Origin of the sequence: Imperialibacter roseus, from assembly GCF_032999765.1 — a bacterium.
Taxonomy (GTDB): domain Bacteria; phylum Bacteroidota; class Bacteroidia; order Cytophagales; family Cyclobacteriaceae; genus Imperialibacter; species Imperialibacter roseus.
This window is the reverse complement of the sequence record NZ_CP136051.1, coordinates 4,569,295-4,584,518: the sequence shown is the minus strand read 5'-3', so window position 1 is coordinate 4,584,518 and position 15,224 is coordinate 4,569,295. Positions and strand designations below refer to the sequence as shown.

Here is a 15,224-nt window from a genome sequence, read left to right as displayed (position 1 = left end):
CTTTGCTTTTTATCGACTTTACTATGCTTTACAGTTGGATAGCTATGTAGTTGAATAAAAGAATTTGTCTATTGGCACAGATTGCTACTCTTTTTACTTAGATAGCTAATCTTTTAGATTAGAAGAGTAATTCACTAGGTATAAATAGCCTGTTTTTTTGTGACAATATTTAGCTCTTTTGTTAAATTATTAAGCAATTAGATGACTCGACTCTGCTTTTAAGTGGGTAGTTCATGCACAAAAGGTAAATTTTTTACACTAAAAACCAAACTCATGCTTACTTTCAACTTACTACAGGTGCTTCGGGTACGTTGGATCAGGCAGCCATATGGTTACCTGGTTCGGAATGGCATTTCGCCCAACCTGGCACACAAAATGGCCAATGAGCAAATCCGTGCCATCAGGCTCGATCACATAGAAAAGCTGTGCCATTTACTCAACTGCACACCCAACGACCTGTTTCGCTTCTCGCCGGGCCGGGAGGTGGTGCCGCCCGGCCATGCCCTGCACCGGCTGGCCCGCAAAGACGATGAGCAGCAAGCCGTGGAGTGGCTCACAGCCCTGCACAACCTACCCCTGGAGGAGCTGCGGAAGCTGGCAAAGGAAAAGAAGGAAGGGGAGTAGGGGGGTATGGAATCGTCAGGTGTGATGGGAATACAAAGCAATGAAGGCAGAGAATTTTGTTAACTTGAGAAATGGAACGACTTTATCTCGACACATCAGTATTTGGGGGCTACTTTGAACCGGAATTCGATATGTGGACAAAGATTCTGTTCGACCGGTTACAACAAGGACAATACAAATTGCTCTACTCAACCTTGATTGACAATGAACTGATCCCGGCTCCAAAAAAAGTAAGAGATTTGGTTTTAACTATACCTGACGACAAAATTGAGGCGATTGAAATAACACCAGAATCACTTTATCTTGCTGACTTGTACATCAAAGAAAATGTAGTCGGTAAAACAAGCAGGCCAGACTGTATTCATATTGCCCTGGCAACATTGAACAATGCAGACATACTGGTAAGCTGGAATTTCAAACATATTGTGAATATCAATCGTATCAGAGGATATAATTCAATCAACTATCGTCTCGGACACCAAATACTGGAAATACGGACGCCAAGGGAAATACTTGAATATGAAGACTAAAGAAAAATACGTCGGATCTACAATTCAAAAATTACGGGACATTCGTGAAAAAGTAGGTCGTGATATCGAGGATATGACCTTTGAACAATTGTCCGAGTATTTGAAAAATAAAAAGCCTCTACACCCAGCCATGGCAAAAAAACTGGGAGAAAAGGGCACTTAAAAATAGGGTGTCACATTCGTGCCACTACCCTCCGACGTTCAATATGGCCTAAGGGCATCACTGAGCGAGAAGCGCTGAGTGACAAAGCCGAACCATAAACAAAAATGCATAACGGACCGATGAGATGGCCAACCATTCTTGGTACCGCTAGTGCCAGCATTTAGCTCCCACCTCCTGCTGTTCTGTCAGCGAAAAACCCAGAAAAGATGTTTTAGGTGAACGTTAGGCAAGAGAACCGAAGATTAAAAACTAAATTTGGCTCGATAGTTTTGTCAAACAGATCATTCAAGGAGATGGAACATGATATCAGATGGGGACAGCGATTCTCCAACTTTGTAAAAGCGTTGCAAAAGCTGACACAAGCGGTGGAATACATCAGACAGCACTTTGGAACGGAAGAGGAAGCAGCAGATAATCTCAATGACGTGTTGGATGAAATCATCAAGGAAGGGCTCATACAGCGATTTGAGTATACACATGAACTGGCGTGGAATGTAATGAAGGATTACGCCGCCTACCAGGGCAATACCAGTGTGGGCGGAAGCAGAGATGCCACGAGGGAGGCTTTCCAGTTGCAATTGATGTCCGATGGCCAGGTGTAGATGGATATGATCGGAAGTCGCAACAAGACCTCACACACCTATAACCAGGAAACAGCCGACGAGATTTATGCCAAAATATTGGATGAATACTATCCAGCCTTTTTAGAGTTTCGTGACAACATGGAAGCCAAAAGAAGCGGTGAACAGGGCAAACTTTTATGAAATGGAGAACCTAGGTTTGACGATAGAAGATGTTGATAGCATAAAGGCTGTTTTCTCAAAATATAGCCAGGTAGAAAAAGTCTTGCTCTATGGTTCCAGGGCAATGGGTAATTACAAGCCTGCCTCAGATATCGACCTCACTTTAATAGGAACCGGCATTGATTTGGGTTTGCAAACGCAAATCGAATTCGATTTGGACGACCTGATGTTGCCCTACAAATTCGACATTTCTATTTATGATAGGATAACGACCCCTGAGTTTATTAGCCACATAGACAGAGTGGGGAAAGTGTTTTACGAAAGAAAGGGAAGTGGCAACAAAGTATTGCGCAAGCACAATGTTGGCTGAATAAAGACTACCAGGCGTCCCTCCGTCTCCACCCAAACAATTTTCTTTGCCTCATTTGCACTTTTTCATCAGCTTTCGCAAAACGTTGAAACATGCAAAAAATACTCACTTTCATTTTTTCTATAATTGTGGCTGGTCAGGTGCTGGCGCAGGACATGTCAGTCCCCAAAATCCTCACCCAGCGGGAGCAAGCCGAAGTCATCGACCGCTGGCTGGAAGAGCGAATCAAATATTTACTACCCGACCTCATGCGCAGGGAAGGCCTCGATATGTGGCTGATCATCGCCCGTGAATACAACGAAGACCCTGTCATCCGCACCATGCTGCCTGCCACCTGGCTGGCTGCTCGTAGGCGTACCATTCTGGTCGTCTATGATCCGGGGCAAGGCAAGGAGCTGGAAACCTATGCCATTGCCCGCTACAACGTAGGCACCATGTTCAAAATGGCATGGAACCCTACCATTCAGCCCGATCAGTTCAAGGCACTGAGCAGGCTGATACAGGAGAAGAACCCAAAGAAAATAGGCATCAATAAGTCGGAGCACTTTGCACAAACTGACGGCATCACCTCCAATGAGTACGACCAGCTCATGAACGTGCTGCCAAAGAACTTCCAGCAAAAAGTGGTATCGGCAGAAAAGCTGGCCATTGGCTGGCTCGAAACCCGCACGGAAAGCGAGATGATCGTGTACCAGCAAATTGTAAGGATCGCTCACCAGATCATTCAGGAAGCCTTCTCCGACAAAGTCATTCAGCCTGGCATCACTTCTACCGACGACGTGGTGTGGTGGATGCGGGAGCGCATCAAGGAGCTGAAGCTCGACACCTGGTTCCACCCCTCAGTATCCATTCAGCGCCAGGACCCGGAGTCTTTCGATCATTTGCGGAGCTTCTCAGAGAGGCCGGGAGAGCAGGTGATATTACCCGGCGACCTTATTCACACCGACTTTGGTATCACCTACCTGCGCCTTAACACGGATACACAGCAGCATGCCTATATTTTGAAGCCGGGCGAAACCGAGCCGCCTAAGTTTCTGCAAGATGCTTTTGCGGAGGGCAACAAAGTGCAGGACGCCCTCACCAGCAACTTTATAGTGGGCAAAAGCGGCAATGAAATCCTGAAGGCAGCCCTTGATCAGTCTAAGGCCGCCGGACTTAAGCCGTCTATCTACACACACCCAATAGGCTACTACGGCCATGCCAGCGGCCCCACCATTGGCATGTGGGACCAGCAGGACGGTGTACCATTCAACGGCGACTATCCGCTTTACCACAACACCGCCTATTCCATTGAACTCAACGCCAGCGTGTTCATCAAGGAATGGAACAAAGAGATCAGGATCATGCTGGAAGAGGACGGCTATTTTGACAAAACCGGCTTCCGCTACATCGATGGCAGACAGAAAGAGCTGATGGTGATTCCACGACCCATGTTTCCGAATGGGAAGTAAAGGAGTGATAATTTGACGATATTGTAGTTGTTCCTGTAACGAAATGTGAAAGCGGTTAAAATCTTTTGGCTCCCTTTAGGGTTGGGGTAGGACAAAAGATTTTAACGCTGTTTTCAAAACATATTGGACTTAAGTAACGCTGCATTTTCAATCTCACTCAAAGAAGTAGCAAGGTAGCATTTGAGGTTAGTTCCCAAATTTTGCACCTTGCTACTTCTAGTTTTGTTAACACGCCTACCGTAAACTTATGAGAAAGCTTTTCGCACTTCCCCTGCTGCTAGTCATACTGCTCTCCGGCTGCAAAAAGAAGGAAATACCCTCTTTCAAGGTGATGTCGTTCAACCTCCGTTACGACACACCCAACGACAGCATCAACGCCTGGCCGAACAGAAAAGACGCCGTCGCTGACCTCGTCAAATTTCATGAAGCCGAAATAGTGGGCGTGCAAGAGGCCTTGCTTCACCAGCTCAAAGACCTTGAAGAAAGGCTGCCTGACCATAACTGGCTGGGTGTAGGCAGAGACGATGGCATCGCAAAAGGCGAGTTTTCTGCCATTCTTTATAACAAACACCTGTTTCAGGTAATGGATTCGGGTACATTTTGGTTGTCCGATACTCCTGACGTGCCCTCCAAGGGATGGGATGCTGCCATTGTAAGGGTGTGCTCCTGGGCAAAAATGAAGAACCGTCATTTGGGAAAAGACTTTTACATTTTCAATACACATTACGACCACATCGGCGTGGAGGCTAGAACCAATTCTTCGAAGCTGATCATCGAGAAGGTCAAAGAAATAGCCGGCAACCTGCCGGTAATCCTGACTGGTGACTTCAACTCGGAGCCGGAAACAAAGGCCTACGAAACACTTACCGAGGGCCTGACCGACGCTCGTAATTTAAGCGAGAACCCACCTTACGGGCCCTACGGTACCTGGAATGGTTTCGACCACAATGCTGACCTCACCCGCCGCATCGACTACATCTTTGTCAATGAAAAAGTGTTGGTGAGAAAATATGCTGTGCTGTCGGATGCCATAGAGAAAAGATACCCCAGCGACCACCTGCCGGTGATGGCTGAGGTGATGTTTAGGTAGAGAGATTCAATGTCGTTTGGTTAAGAGCATTCTACCCTGGCCGGGCACCCCTTAATTTTCTAAAGGGGTGACTAATTAGATTTTGCCGCCCTTTAGGGTTTGGGGTAACAATAAGATTGGGACAGTGAACCTCTTATCCAAACAACATTGATAAGAGACTATCGTTTTTTCAAACCCTGCCATTGGCGGGGTTTTTTGTTAATGCGTTTCCCTGATCGATAATTTCTATCAGTTTGACAGGCACAATTGACTTTCTTCCCGATAGTAGATATTCTTGAGTGTTCAAAAACGCTGATCGACAACTTATTTCATTTTTTTACTCAAACGCTGATGACGCATTTTGAAATTTAGCGCTGTCCTGATAAGCTGGTTGCTGGTTGTTGGTTTTAACGCTCACGGTGGCATTTCGCAAGGCGACCTTGTTGGAGCTTCCGTTTCCATTGATTCTTTACGGTTGCTGAGAGAGCAGGGCGACTATGCTGCCTTACGTCCGCTTTGCTTGCAGTACCTGAATAGCCTAGTTGCTGCTGAAAACAAGGCTGAGGTATTGTATTTTATGGCATTGACTTATCAGATCGGAGATGCTTCTGAAGGCGTGTTGAAGACAGATTCTATCATTCAGCTGCTCAACGGAATGCCTGAAGCAAGTGTACAGAAGTGGGCGTCTCGTTCAAGAGCTCTTCAGGCAAGCTATCATCGCAGAGCGGGTCAAATGGATGAGTCGATAAAGCTTTGTGAGGAAGTGATCGAAGATAACAAGGATTCAATCGCCAACTTTATGGCAATCAGGAATATCAGCATTACCTACAGGCAGCTCGATAAATACGACTCCGCTTTGTCCTACGCCTTCGAAGCAGAAAGCCTTGCGAATCTACTGGGGGATAAGTTCAGAATTCATCAGGCCACTCAAAACCTGGTAAACCTTTTCAGTATTTTGGGAGAATACGATAAAGTGATCGAGGGTGAGATTCGGCTGTTAAAAATTGCCACTTCGCTGGGCAATCTTAGTCTGGTGGTCACCGACCAAATCAATTTGGGATCCAGTTACGGCACTCAGAACAAACCCGATAGCGCTATTTTTTATTTCAACAAAGCCATTGCCGGAGCCCGGGAACTTGGAGATATCGGAAGTCTTTCCATGGCGTTGCATAACCTTGGTGGTTTGTACAAGGAATTGCATCGCTACAACGAAGCCATCGCAGTTTTAAATGAAACGTTAAAGTATTCGAAAGAAGCCGGGCAGGTACCCGTTACCATCCGCAGTCTTAATTTCCTGGCGGAAGCCTATCTTGGAGTGAAGAGTTACGGGAACGCAGAAAAATATACCAAGGAGGCATTGATGATGGCAAAGGAGAGGAGCATGACCTTCGATATGGTCTTAAACTACGACCTGCTGTCGAAAATTTTTGAAGCGAGGGGGGAACTCAAAAGGGCCATTGAACAACTGAAGATCAAGCATCAACTTGAGGACAGCCTGGTAAATTCAGCAAAGTTCCGGGCTATCGAAGAAATTGAAACCAAGTACGAGAACGACCGGAAAAATGAGGAAATCAGAAACCTGAAGCAGCAAACAGAAATACAGATGCTCCAGATTCAGCAGCAACGCCTGTTCCTCGGCTTGTCCATCGTGCTGGCTCTCTTCGTTGCAGCCGTCATTTACTTCGTTTACCGCCAAAGAGCATTGAAAGCCCAAACGAATGAGTTAATTACCCGCCAGAAGCTTTTGAGGGCCCAAATTAATCCTCATTTCTTTTTCAATGCTTTAACTACCATACAAAGCCACTTACACAGAGAAAGAGATATCGAGGCTTCCAGCGAATACCTGGTGGGCTTTTCCAAGTTGATGCGCAACACGCTGGAGTTTAGCATTGAGGAGCTTATTTCTCTAGAAGAAGAAATTGAGATGGTGTCGGCTTACATGCAACTTCAGGAAGTGAGAAACAACCACAAGTTCGAAACCAGCATTACCGTGGGTGAAGAAATTGACGCAAGCGAGTTGATGCTTCCACCCATGTTGACTCAACCTTTTTTAGAAAATGCTGTGGAACACGCTTTTAAAAATAGACAGTCGAAGGGCTTGGTGGCTATTAATTACACAGTGGATGGCAGCCGGCTGATGATTACCATTGAGGACAATGGTGAAGGAATTGCAGGTGATAGCGAGCAAAATAAGAACCACAAGTCGAGGGCAACCGGGATTACCGAAGAAAGGACCAGATTACTGATGAAGACTTTGAAGCAGGAAGTGAGTTTCTCCGTTGACAACAAGATGAATGACGAAGGAAAAATAAGCGGCGTAAGAGTAAAGTTCAGGCTCCCGTTATTACTTTCGGATGACGCATGAGAACGGTTGTTATAGACAATGAGCCAGAAATAGTGGCGCTGCTACTCGAACTGATCGGGCAGTACTTGCCTCAGCTGCAAGTCGTGGGCACTGCCAATGGGGTTGCAGAAGCGGCCATGCTGATCGCCAAAGAAAAGCCTGGGCTTGTTTTTCTTGATGTGGAAATGGACGATGGAACAGGCTTTGACCTCCTTCAGCGGCTGCCACAACGTGATTTTCAAGTGATTTTTGTGACGGCTCATAGCAAGTACGCCATTCAGGCCATAAAAATGAATGCGCTGGATTATCTGCTTAAGCCGGTGAGCGTTTCCGACCTGACGGAGGCTGTGGAAAAAGTACTGTCCAAAATGAAAAGCAGCGCACCACAACCGACTGTACAACACCTCATCGATTTTCTAAGCGCTTCTAATCAATCTCGAAAAATCGTTCTCCGTAGCGCCGAAAGCATCCACATAGTGAACGTAGCAGATATCGTTTGGTGTGCTGCCGAGGGCAGTTACACCAGTTTCAGGGTAGTGGGAGAACCCGATCTGCTGATTTCCGGACATCTCAAAGAGTACGAAAGACTGCTCGAAGACTATAAATTTTATCGACCACACAACTCCTACCTCCTCAATCTTCAGCACGTGAAGAGATTCGATAAAGCCGATGGAGGCAAAATCGTTATGAGCGACGATAGTGTCTTGCCGGTATCTACCCGCAAAAAAGAGCAACTCATTCAGTTGATAACCTCAATCCACTAACTTTCACTTTTCAATCCCTTCGTCTGCAGTTTTCCCGCAAAAGCCAGCAGTTATCAATCGACTGAGTTTGACGCTGATTTCTATCCGATGATTGTATCCATGCGCATGGGACTTTAGTAGCCTGTGCGTTGAAATGATCACTTTTTCAGGACAGAAAATCGGTAAATTATGAAATCGAAAACCAAATTTTTGGCCTTTGTTGGCTGTGTAGCGGTAAATTTTTTAATGGTGAGCCCATTGGCGGCTCAAAGTTACGTGTATGGCGTAACGGAGCAAAGCGAAAACGGCACGCTTGGCGGAAATATCTATCGGTTTACGCCACAAGACAAGATATCTGAGATTGTGGCAACAATGCCAGTCGAGAACAAAGGAAGCCATCCTGTGTCGTCAATGATCAAGCATTCCAACGGATTTTACTATGGCACTACCGGAGACTATGCAGGACTCATTTACCGTTTTGATTTAGAGAGCAATCAGTACACAGTCATTCATGAGTTTGATGCGAACGATAATGTTAATGGTTGGAGAGCGGCTGGTGGTGTAATCGAAGGAAGTGACGGCAAGTTGTATGGCATGGCTACCTATGGCGGCTACTCTGAGTACGGGTTGATTTATTCCTATGACCTGGCACAAAATAGCTATTCGGTGCTATATGAATTTGGCACTGGGCCAAATGACGAGGGTTCGTATCCGAAGGGTAGGCTCCTGGAGTTTTCGCCCGGAGTTTTCTACGGGATGACAGAGTCCGGAGGTGTCTATGATCAGGGACAACTCTTCAAATATGATTTGGTGAACGATGCCTATACGAGTGTGGCTGAGTTCTTTTCTTACAATGGATACCTACCAACAGGGACACCCCAAAAAATGGGAAGCGATAAGATAATTGGGGTTACAAAACTCGGAGGAGCCTACGGCAACGGGGTCTTGTTTGAGTATAACATAACGACCGCCAATTACGGCGTACTAGTTGATTTCAGTAGCACTACCTCAGGACGATTTCCAAATGAACCATTGGTAGCTTCTGACGGAAACATTTACGGAACAACCTCTGAAGGTGGTAACAGTAGTGGTGGGGTATTTTACAAATATGATGTCGGCGTAGGTCAACTAGACGTTCTCCATAATTTTGACAGTGATGATAATTTAGGAAACAGGGCTTTTGGTCACCTTGTGGAGTCTCCCAGTGGAAGAATTTACGGAACTACAGAACGGGCCAATAATGGGCTTTATCAGTATCATGGAAATATTTTTGAATATGACCTAACAAACGAAACACTGTCTAATAGGCATTCATTTGATGCTAAAAATGGAAAAGGGCCAAAAAACGGCTTGACGGTGATTTCGAGTGGTGTCTTTCTGGGAACCACCTATGAAGGAGGTGCTTCGGGATTGGGTACTATTTTCAAATATGATGCTAACCAGCACGATTTTACTAAGCTCATTGATTTCAGCCATGCACCGTTTGGGTCAAGTCCAAAAGGAGGACTGACTGCTACAGCAAGTCCAAACGGGCTGTTTTATGGTGTGTGCTACAGTGGGGGCCCGGATGAAAACTCCGGCACCATCTATTCCTTTGACCCCACGTCGAATGAGTTAGCCCTGGTCCATGATTTTGTCTATGAAGAAGGTGGCTATCCGACCAGCGGGCTCATTCTAACCACCGATTCTATTCTCTATGGAGTAACAAGCGAAGGTGGAAACCTTTCCGGCAACCTGGCGCTGGGTACATTATATAGTTTCGATCTGAAGTCGGGAGTTTACACTCAGCTATACAATTTACCCCTTTCTAACGGCGAAAAGAGTGAGCTTATTTTGCTCAACAACAAGCTGTATGGCACCGTGAATGACGGTGGCCAGTACAACAAGGGAATGATTTATGAGTATGACCTCACTTCGGGAGTATTCAGTATTATTTACGAGTTTGACGCAGAAGGCTACCTGCCAGTGGGGCATCCAATCGTTGCCAGCGACGGTAAGCTTTACGGGATGACAAAAGCTGGTGGCTCGGGTAACTATGGAGTGATTTACAGCTTCAGTATCAACAGTTCTGCCTATACTGTAGAGCATGAGTTTGTTGCGGGATTGGCGGGTGGTAGTCCTGCCGGAACACTGGTGGAAGGTGCCAATGGTATTTTTTACGGCACTACCGAGAACGGAGGGGATCAGACAGGAGGCATTTTGTTTAGGTTTACACTCGCCAGCGGAAACATCTCAGTTCTGCGTGAGTTTTCGGATGGTTTTGATGCTTACTTCCCTTTTGGGGAATTAACATTGTCTTCAGAAGGCATCCTTTACGGGCAAACTTCCCAGCAGCAACAGAATATATCTGATGCAATTGGAGGCATTTTTACCTACGACCTCAATAACTCCACCTATGCCAGGCTCACCGATTTTCCTGGCGACATACCTAACGATGCGCTCAATACCTATTGTCTGTATCCAGTTTACGATGTTGTGGGGTCAAAACAAGTTAGTCTTTGCCCGGGAGAAGACCTGGCGATTTCAGTTAGTACCGACAACACCGACACCTTCGTCTGGAAGAAGGACGGCGTTGTGGTTCCTGCTGCTACTGCCAATATATTTTTCAAAAGCGCAGCAACGGTGTCTGATGCTGGCACTTATACGTTTGAACTTACCAACGCCTGCGGTACTATTAGCGGTGAGGTGAAGGTTTTCGTAAGTGACATATCTGCCTCTTTTACAAAAACCGACATCCTTTGCTTCGGAGAAGCGACCGGAGTAATAGCCATTGTGCCATCTGGAGGTGTGGCTGGTTATGAGTTCAGCCTCGACGGCATCAATTTCCAGACATCTGATTTCACGGAACTGGCGGCCGGTACTTACGATATTACCATCAGGGATGCCAATAACTGTTCAATAGAAATTCAGCAAACGCTTTCGCAACCTGCTGCGGCGTTAAGTGCCTCCTTTACTTCTTCAGCTGTTGATTGCAACAGCAATAATACGGGAAGTATTGAAGTGGACGCAAATGGCGGAGTGGGGCCTTACGAGTACTCGTTAGATGGGGCGAACTTCGTTAGCTTCGCATCGTTCGGAGCCCTTCCGGCAGGTGCCTACCCGGTGACGGTAAGAGATGCCAACGGATGCTCAGTAACTGAAACGGTAGACGTAATCGAGCCAGTGGCATTGTCCGTTGCACTGGTTGAGCAGCCGATTTCCTGTGTTGGTTTAGTAGACGGAAGCCTCTCTGCTACTGGTCAGGGAGGAACTGCTCCCTATGAGTATAGCATCGATGGTACCAACTTTCAATCGGACGTGCTATTTGGACAATTGACGGCCGGAGACTACACCATTACCATAAAGGATGCCAATGGCTGCATAGCTTCCGCTGATGCTTCTATTATTGAGCCCGAAGTTTTTACCGTCTCTGCTTCAGTAGCGAATGCCTCTTGCCATGGCACTGCCAGCGGCTCCATTTCCATTGCTGTGACCGGCCCTGACGCCACTGCTTACACTTATAGCATCGACGGAGAGGCGTTTCAGGATACCCCTACTTTCGGATCTCTTGTATCCGGCAGCTATACGATTAGTGTGAAAAGCGCCGCAGGGTGCGTGGTTGAAACGGACGCAACGGTCAGTCAGCCTGACCAGCTTTTAGCTTCCACAACTGTGGTCAACACCACTTGTGGAGAAAACAACGGGTCTGTCAGCATTTCCGCCGCAGGAGGTTCTGGCACTTATTCCTACAGCCTGGAGGGAAGCGATTTCGTTGCGGATACTTCATTCGCTGGTCTTGCCGCTGGGAACCATACAGTACAGGTGAAGGATGAAGCCGGTTGCGTCACAGATGTTGCATTTACCGTAGCAGCAAGTACTGGTATTGCGCTGACACTGACAGAAGCAGAGGGATTGGTAACGGCGACGGCTGAAGGTGGAACAGCCCCCTATCAATTCTCAATAAACGGCGCAGAGTTCCAGGAAGGCAATGTTTTCAACCTTGCTCCCGGCGACTATTCCATCAGTGCGCAGGATGCCAATGGCTGCGGCGCAGGTCAGGAAATAACCATTGAAGTGGAAACTGGCATTGGCGACCAGTTTCTGCAAAATGAGATGCTTGCATATCCTAACCCATCCAGTCAATCGATCACTTTTAATGCTACCACCATAAAAACTGTGCGCTTATTTGACCTGTCGGGTAACAAGGTGATGACAGTGAATAATTATCGAACACGGGAAAGTATCGATCTGTCTCATCTTGTGCCTGGCGTGGTCATCGTGGAACTGGAACTATCAACTGGCAAAAGGATAAAACAAAGACTGATTATCGAAAGATAGTCCACAACAACCGTGATCATTACGAAAGACCCTGCCATTGGCGGGGTTTTTTGTTGCCTATTACACAACATCGTTGCCTAAAACCTGATATTCTCACTATCTTGATTGTTCAAAAAACTAATAGCCAATGACTACCTACTCACGCCGCAAATTTTTAGATACGATGAAACTGGGAGCAGGCGCTGCACTCGGAGCTTCATTACTTACCATTCCGACCGGGACAGCACTAGCTTCTGTGCCCTATTTTCCAAAGCCGAGACAGGGTAAAAAATTGGGGATTGCCCTTGTAGGACTGGGTTATTATGCCAAAAACTTACTGGCACCTGCCCTTGAAAAAACAGGCGAGTGCTATCTGGCGGGAATCGTTACTGGCACGCCGTCTAAAATTCCTGAATGGAAAGAGAAGTACAACATTGCCGATAAGAATGTGTACAGCTACGATACATTCGACAAAATCAAGGACAACCCCGACATCGATATCATTTATGTGGTGCTGCCCAACAGCATGCACAAGGAATACACCATCAGGGCTGCCAAAGCGGGCAAGCATGTGATTTGCGAGAAGCCCATGGCACTTAACCCCGCCGAGTGCCGTGAAATGATTGCCGCCTGCGACAAGGCCAAAGTAAAATTGGCTATTGGGTACAGGCTGCACTCTGAGCCGCATACTCAGGAAATCATGCGCTTGAAGAGAGAAAAAGATTTTGGAGCTGTGAAACTCGTTGAAGCAGCCGACGGCTTTAAAATAGGCGATCCAACCCAGTGGAGGCTGAAGAAAGCCCTTGCCGGAGGCGGTGCCATGTACGATGTGGGTGTGTACTGCATCAACGGCGCTCGTTATGCAACAGGTGAGCAGCCCATTGCCGTTACGGCCCAGGAGTACAAAACCGACCCTGTCAAATTCAAAGAGGTAGATGAAACGATTACCTGGCAAATGGAATTTTCGAGCGGTGCTGTGGCAACCTGCACCACCACCTACGCTGCATCGACTGAAAGGCTTTACGTAGCCTACGAAAAAGGTTGGGCTGAGCTTCGCCCTGCTTTTGGCTATGGGCCCATCAAAGGCAAAACCAACAAGGGAGAAATGGACATTCCTCATACAATCCATCAAGCCCTGCAAATGGACGATTTCAGCCGCTGTGTGAAAGAGAACAAGGAATCACCTGTCAACGGCTATGAAGGCCTGAAGGACTTGCTGGTAGTGGAAGCGATTTACAAGTCGATTGGTTCGGGAAAGAGAGAATTGGTGAACCCTGTTTAGGGCTTTGAACGATTTTTTATGAGAAGCTATTTTGTGGTGATGCTACTATTGCTGGCATCGACAGCTCAGGCATTTTCTCAAAGCACATTTCCTTTTAGCTCTTTCGCCGTCGAAGAAATTGACAATTCACTTTTTAAGGGCGATAGACATTGGCGGGGCGCAGACGGTGCTGCTACTGTAAACCTTGGAAACGGGAAAGTTCTTTGGTTATTCAGCGATACTTTTGTTGATAAAACAGGTAGCGGAACAAGAGCAAATGCTGGATTAATTAGAAATAGCATTGGCATTCAGGACGGAACCGATATGGCGCACTCAAAAATGTCCTTCCCAGGTGTGGGGAAGGACAATGCAAGCGATTCTTTTTTTAAAATATCAGGACCAAACTGGTTATGGACGGGCCATGGTGCAATAATCAGACGCCAACTGGTGATTTTTTTGATGGAGGTGGCAACAGCCACAGATGGCCTGGGTTTTCAAGTTGTTGGTTGGCATATAGCGTTGATACAAAATGCACAGGAAATACCTGAGAATTGGAAAATCGCCTACATCAGCGGCGTTGATACCCATGGAGTGATTGTTGGTTCTTCAGCTGTTCTTTCAGATGAAGATTTCCTCTACGCCTACGGTGTAAAGGAACCTGGTAGTCACGAAGTTTTTTTATTGAAATTTGAGATAGAAAAACTACTGTCTCAGGATGTTAAAGAATTCGAGTGGTGGGATGGTCAGCAATGGTTACCAGATTCAGAACTTGCTGACTTGCCGGCTCCGCTCTTTGTAGGCCAAACGGAGTTTTCGGTCCATTATCAGTCGGATATCCAACAATACATGCAGGTGCAGACTTATGGCTTCGGGCAAGCGGAAATTGGAATCAGAACGGCTTCTAAGCCAGAAGGTCCATGGTCTGAATCAACAATGATTTATAAACCAGTGTTAAGAGAAACTGATTTAATGTACTCAGCCAATGCCCACCCTGAGCTGCAAAGTGATGGACTAATTATCACCTATAATGTGAATAATGTTGACTTTTCGGAGCTTGTCAGGAACGAAAACCTTTATTTTCCCAAAATAATTAAATTTAAATTTTAGTAAGGCGGCACTCAAAAAATGGGGCTGGCTAATCGCATTTTTACATATCTGCAATTCGATTACTAAATGTATCATACATGAAACGAGGTGATCAAACCATCGAAGAGCTCCTGCCTCACAGAGCCCCATTCTTGTTTGTTGACGACATTGTTTCGGCCAACAAAGAAGAGATCGTGGCAGTCAAAACCTTCGATAGTGAAACTAACCTTTGGCTGAAGGGAAGTTTTCCGGAGCATAACTTCGTGCCAGGCACTATCCTGATTGAGTCGATGGCGCAGTGTGGAGGTGCCGCCATCAAGCAAATGGGTATTTTGGACGGCCTGTTTGCCCTGACCAGTATTGAACACGCAGAGTTTTTCAAAGGAGTGGAATACGATCAGCCAGTAAAATATGTGATCAAAAACATCCGCATCAGCGACAAGCTGATCAAGCAGTCTGGCATCGCCTATGTAAACGAGCTGCTGGCTTTGGAGGCAACCTGGTTGTGCGTGAGGATGGGGTAGTTAATGAGCGGTGCCCCTTT

Annotated in this window: 12 protein-coding genes and 1 pseudogene; all 13 read left to right on the top strand. The window is 46.5% G+C overall.

Features of this window, described 5'->3' with window-relative positions; all coding sequences use genetic code 11:
* Positions 1-273 precede the first annotated feature (273 nt).
* A complete protein-coding gene (locus tag RT717_RS19395) occupies positions 274-624 on the top strand; it encodes a helix-turn-helix domain-containing protein (RefSeq protein WP_151997899.1) in 351 nt (116 codons plus the stop codon).
* Between the two features lie 71 nt (positions 625-695).
* Positions 696-1,154 carry a PIN domain-containing protein gene (locus RT717_RS19390; protein WP_317488009.1) on the top strand — a complete coding sequence of 153 codons (459 nt, stop codon included), beginning with the start codon at positions 696-698 and terminating at the stop codon, positions 1,152-1,154.
* Positions 1,144-1,317 (top strand): hypothetical protein, encoded by a 174-nt coding sequence (locus RT717_RS19385; RefSeq protein ID WP_317488008.1) that lies wholly within the window; start codon positions 1,144-1,146, stop codon positions 1,315-1,317. Before RT717_RS19390 ends, RT717_RS19385 begins: the two co-directional genes overlap by 11 nt.
* Positions 1,318-1,610: 293 nt before the next feature.
* Positions 1,611-2,081, top strand: a pseudogene (locus RT717_RS19380) (nucleotidyltransferase substrate binding protein).
* 1 nt (position 2,082) lies between these two features.
* Positions 2,083-2,430, top strand: a complete 348-nt coding sequence (locus RT717_RS19375; protein WP_317488007.1) for a nucleotidyltransferase domain-containing protein — start codon at positions 2,083-2,085, stop codon at positions 2,428-2,430.
* A 92-nt stretch (positions 2,431-2,522) separates the two neighbouring features.
* Positions 2,523-3,881, top strand: a complete 1,359-nt coding sequence (locus RT717_RS19370; RefSeq protein ID WP_317488006.1) for a M24 family metallopeptidase — start codon at positions 2,523-2,525, stop codon at positions 3,879-3,881.
* A gap of 247 nt (positions 3,882-4,128) precedes the next feature.
* Complete coding sequence (locus RT717_RS19365; protein ID WP_317488005.1) at positions 4,129-4,971, top strand: endonuclease/exonuclease/phosphatase family protein; 843 nt, start codon at positions 4,129-4,131, stop codon at positions 4,969-4,971.
* A 340-nt stretch (positions 4,972-5,311) separates the two neighbouring features.
* Complete coding sequence (locus RT717_RS19360; protein WP_317488004.1) at positions 5,312-7,315, top strand: tetratricopeptide repeat-containing sensor histidine kinase; 2,004 nt, start codon at positions 5,312-5,314, stop codon at positions 7,313-7,315.
* The gene (locus tag RT717_RS19355) at positions 7,312-8,058 is read left to right on the top strand and encodes a LytR/AlgR family response regulator transcription factor (RefSeq protein WP_317488003.1); all 747 of its coding nucleotides are present in this window, start codon (positions 7,312-7,314) and stop codon (positions 8,056-8,058) included. Before RT717_RS19360 ends, RT717_RS19355 begins: the two co-directional genes overlap by 4 nt.
* Positions 8,059-8,226: 168 nt before the next feature.
* Complete coding sequence (locus RT717_RS19350; RefSeq protein ID WP_317488002.1) at positions 8,227-12,354, top strand: choice-of-anchor tandem repeat GloVer-containing protein; 4,128 nt, start codon at positions 8,227-8,229, stop codon at positions 12,352-12,354.
* A gap of 127 nt (positions 12,355-12,481) precedes the next feature.
* Positions 12,482-13,615, top strand: coding sequence for a Gfo/Idh/MocA family protein (locus RT717_RS19345; protein WP_317488001.1), 1,134 nt, complete (start codon positions 12,482-12,484; stop codon positions 13,613-13,615).
* A gap of 18 nt (positions 13,616-13,633) precedes the next feature.
* Positions 13,634-14,701, top strand: a complete 1,068-nt coding sequence (locus RT717_RS19340; protein WP_317488000.1) for a DUF4185 domain-containing protein — start codon at positions 13,634-13,636, stop codon at positions 14,699-14,701.
* A 77-nt stretch (positions 14,702-14,778) separates the two neighbouring features.
* Positions 14,779-15,204, top strand: coding sequence for a 3-hydroxyacyl-ACP dehydratase FabZ family protein (locus RT717_RS19335; protein WP_317487999.1), 426 nt, complete (start codon positions 14,779-14,781; stop codon positions 15,202-15,204).
* Positions 15,205-15,224: the final 20 nt, after the last annotated feature.

Coding starts and splice junctions, on each gene's coding strand:
- RT717_RS19395 (WP_151997899.1), top strand. CDS start 274: ATGCTTACTTTCAACTTACTACAGGTGCTTCGGGTACGTTGGATCAGG.
- RT717_RS19355 (WP_317488003.1), top strand. CDS start 7,312: ATGAGAACGGTTGTTATAGACAATGAGCCAGAAATAGTGGCGCTGCTA.
- RT717_RS19365 (WP_317488005.1), top strand. CDS start 4,129: ATGAGAAAGCTTTTCGCACTTCCCCTGCTGCTAGTCATACTGCTCTCC.
- RT717_RS19370 (WP_317488006.1), top strand. CDS start 2,523: ATGCAAAAAATACTCACTTTCATTTTTTCTATAATTGTGGCTGGTCAG.
- RT717_RS19375 (WP_317488007.1), top strand. CDS start 2,083: ATGGAGAACCTAGGTTTGACGATAGAAGATGTTGATAGCATAAAGGCT.
- RT717_RS19340 (WP_317488000.1), top strand. CDS start 13,634: ATGAGAAGCTATTTTGTGGTGATGCTACTATTGCTGGCATCGACAGCT.
- RT717_RS19335 (WP_317487999.1), top strand. CDS start 14,779: ATGAAACGAGGTGATCAAACCATCGAAGAGCTCCTGCCTCACAGAGCC.
- RT717_RS19385 (WP_317488008.1), top strand. CDS start 1,144: ATGAAGACTAAAGAAAAATACGTCGGATCTACAATTCAAAAATTACGG.
- RT717_RS19390 (WP_317488009.1), top strand. CDS start 696: ATGGAACGACTTTATCTCGACACATCAGTATTTGGGGGCTACTTTGAA.
- RT717_RS19345 (WP_317488001.1), top strand. CDS start 12,482: ATGACTACCTACTCACGCCGCAAATTTTTAGATACGATGAAACTGGGA.
- RT717_RS19350 (WP_317488002.1), top strand. CDS start 8,227: ATGAAATCGAAAACCAAATTTTTGGCCTTTGTTGGCTGTGTAGCGGTA.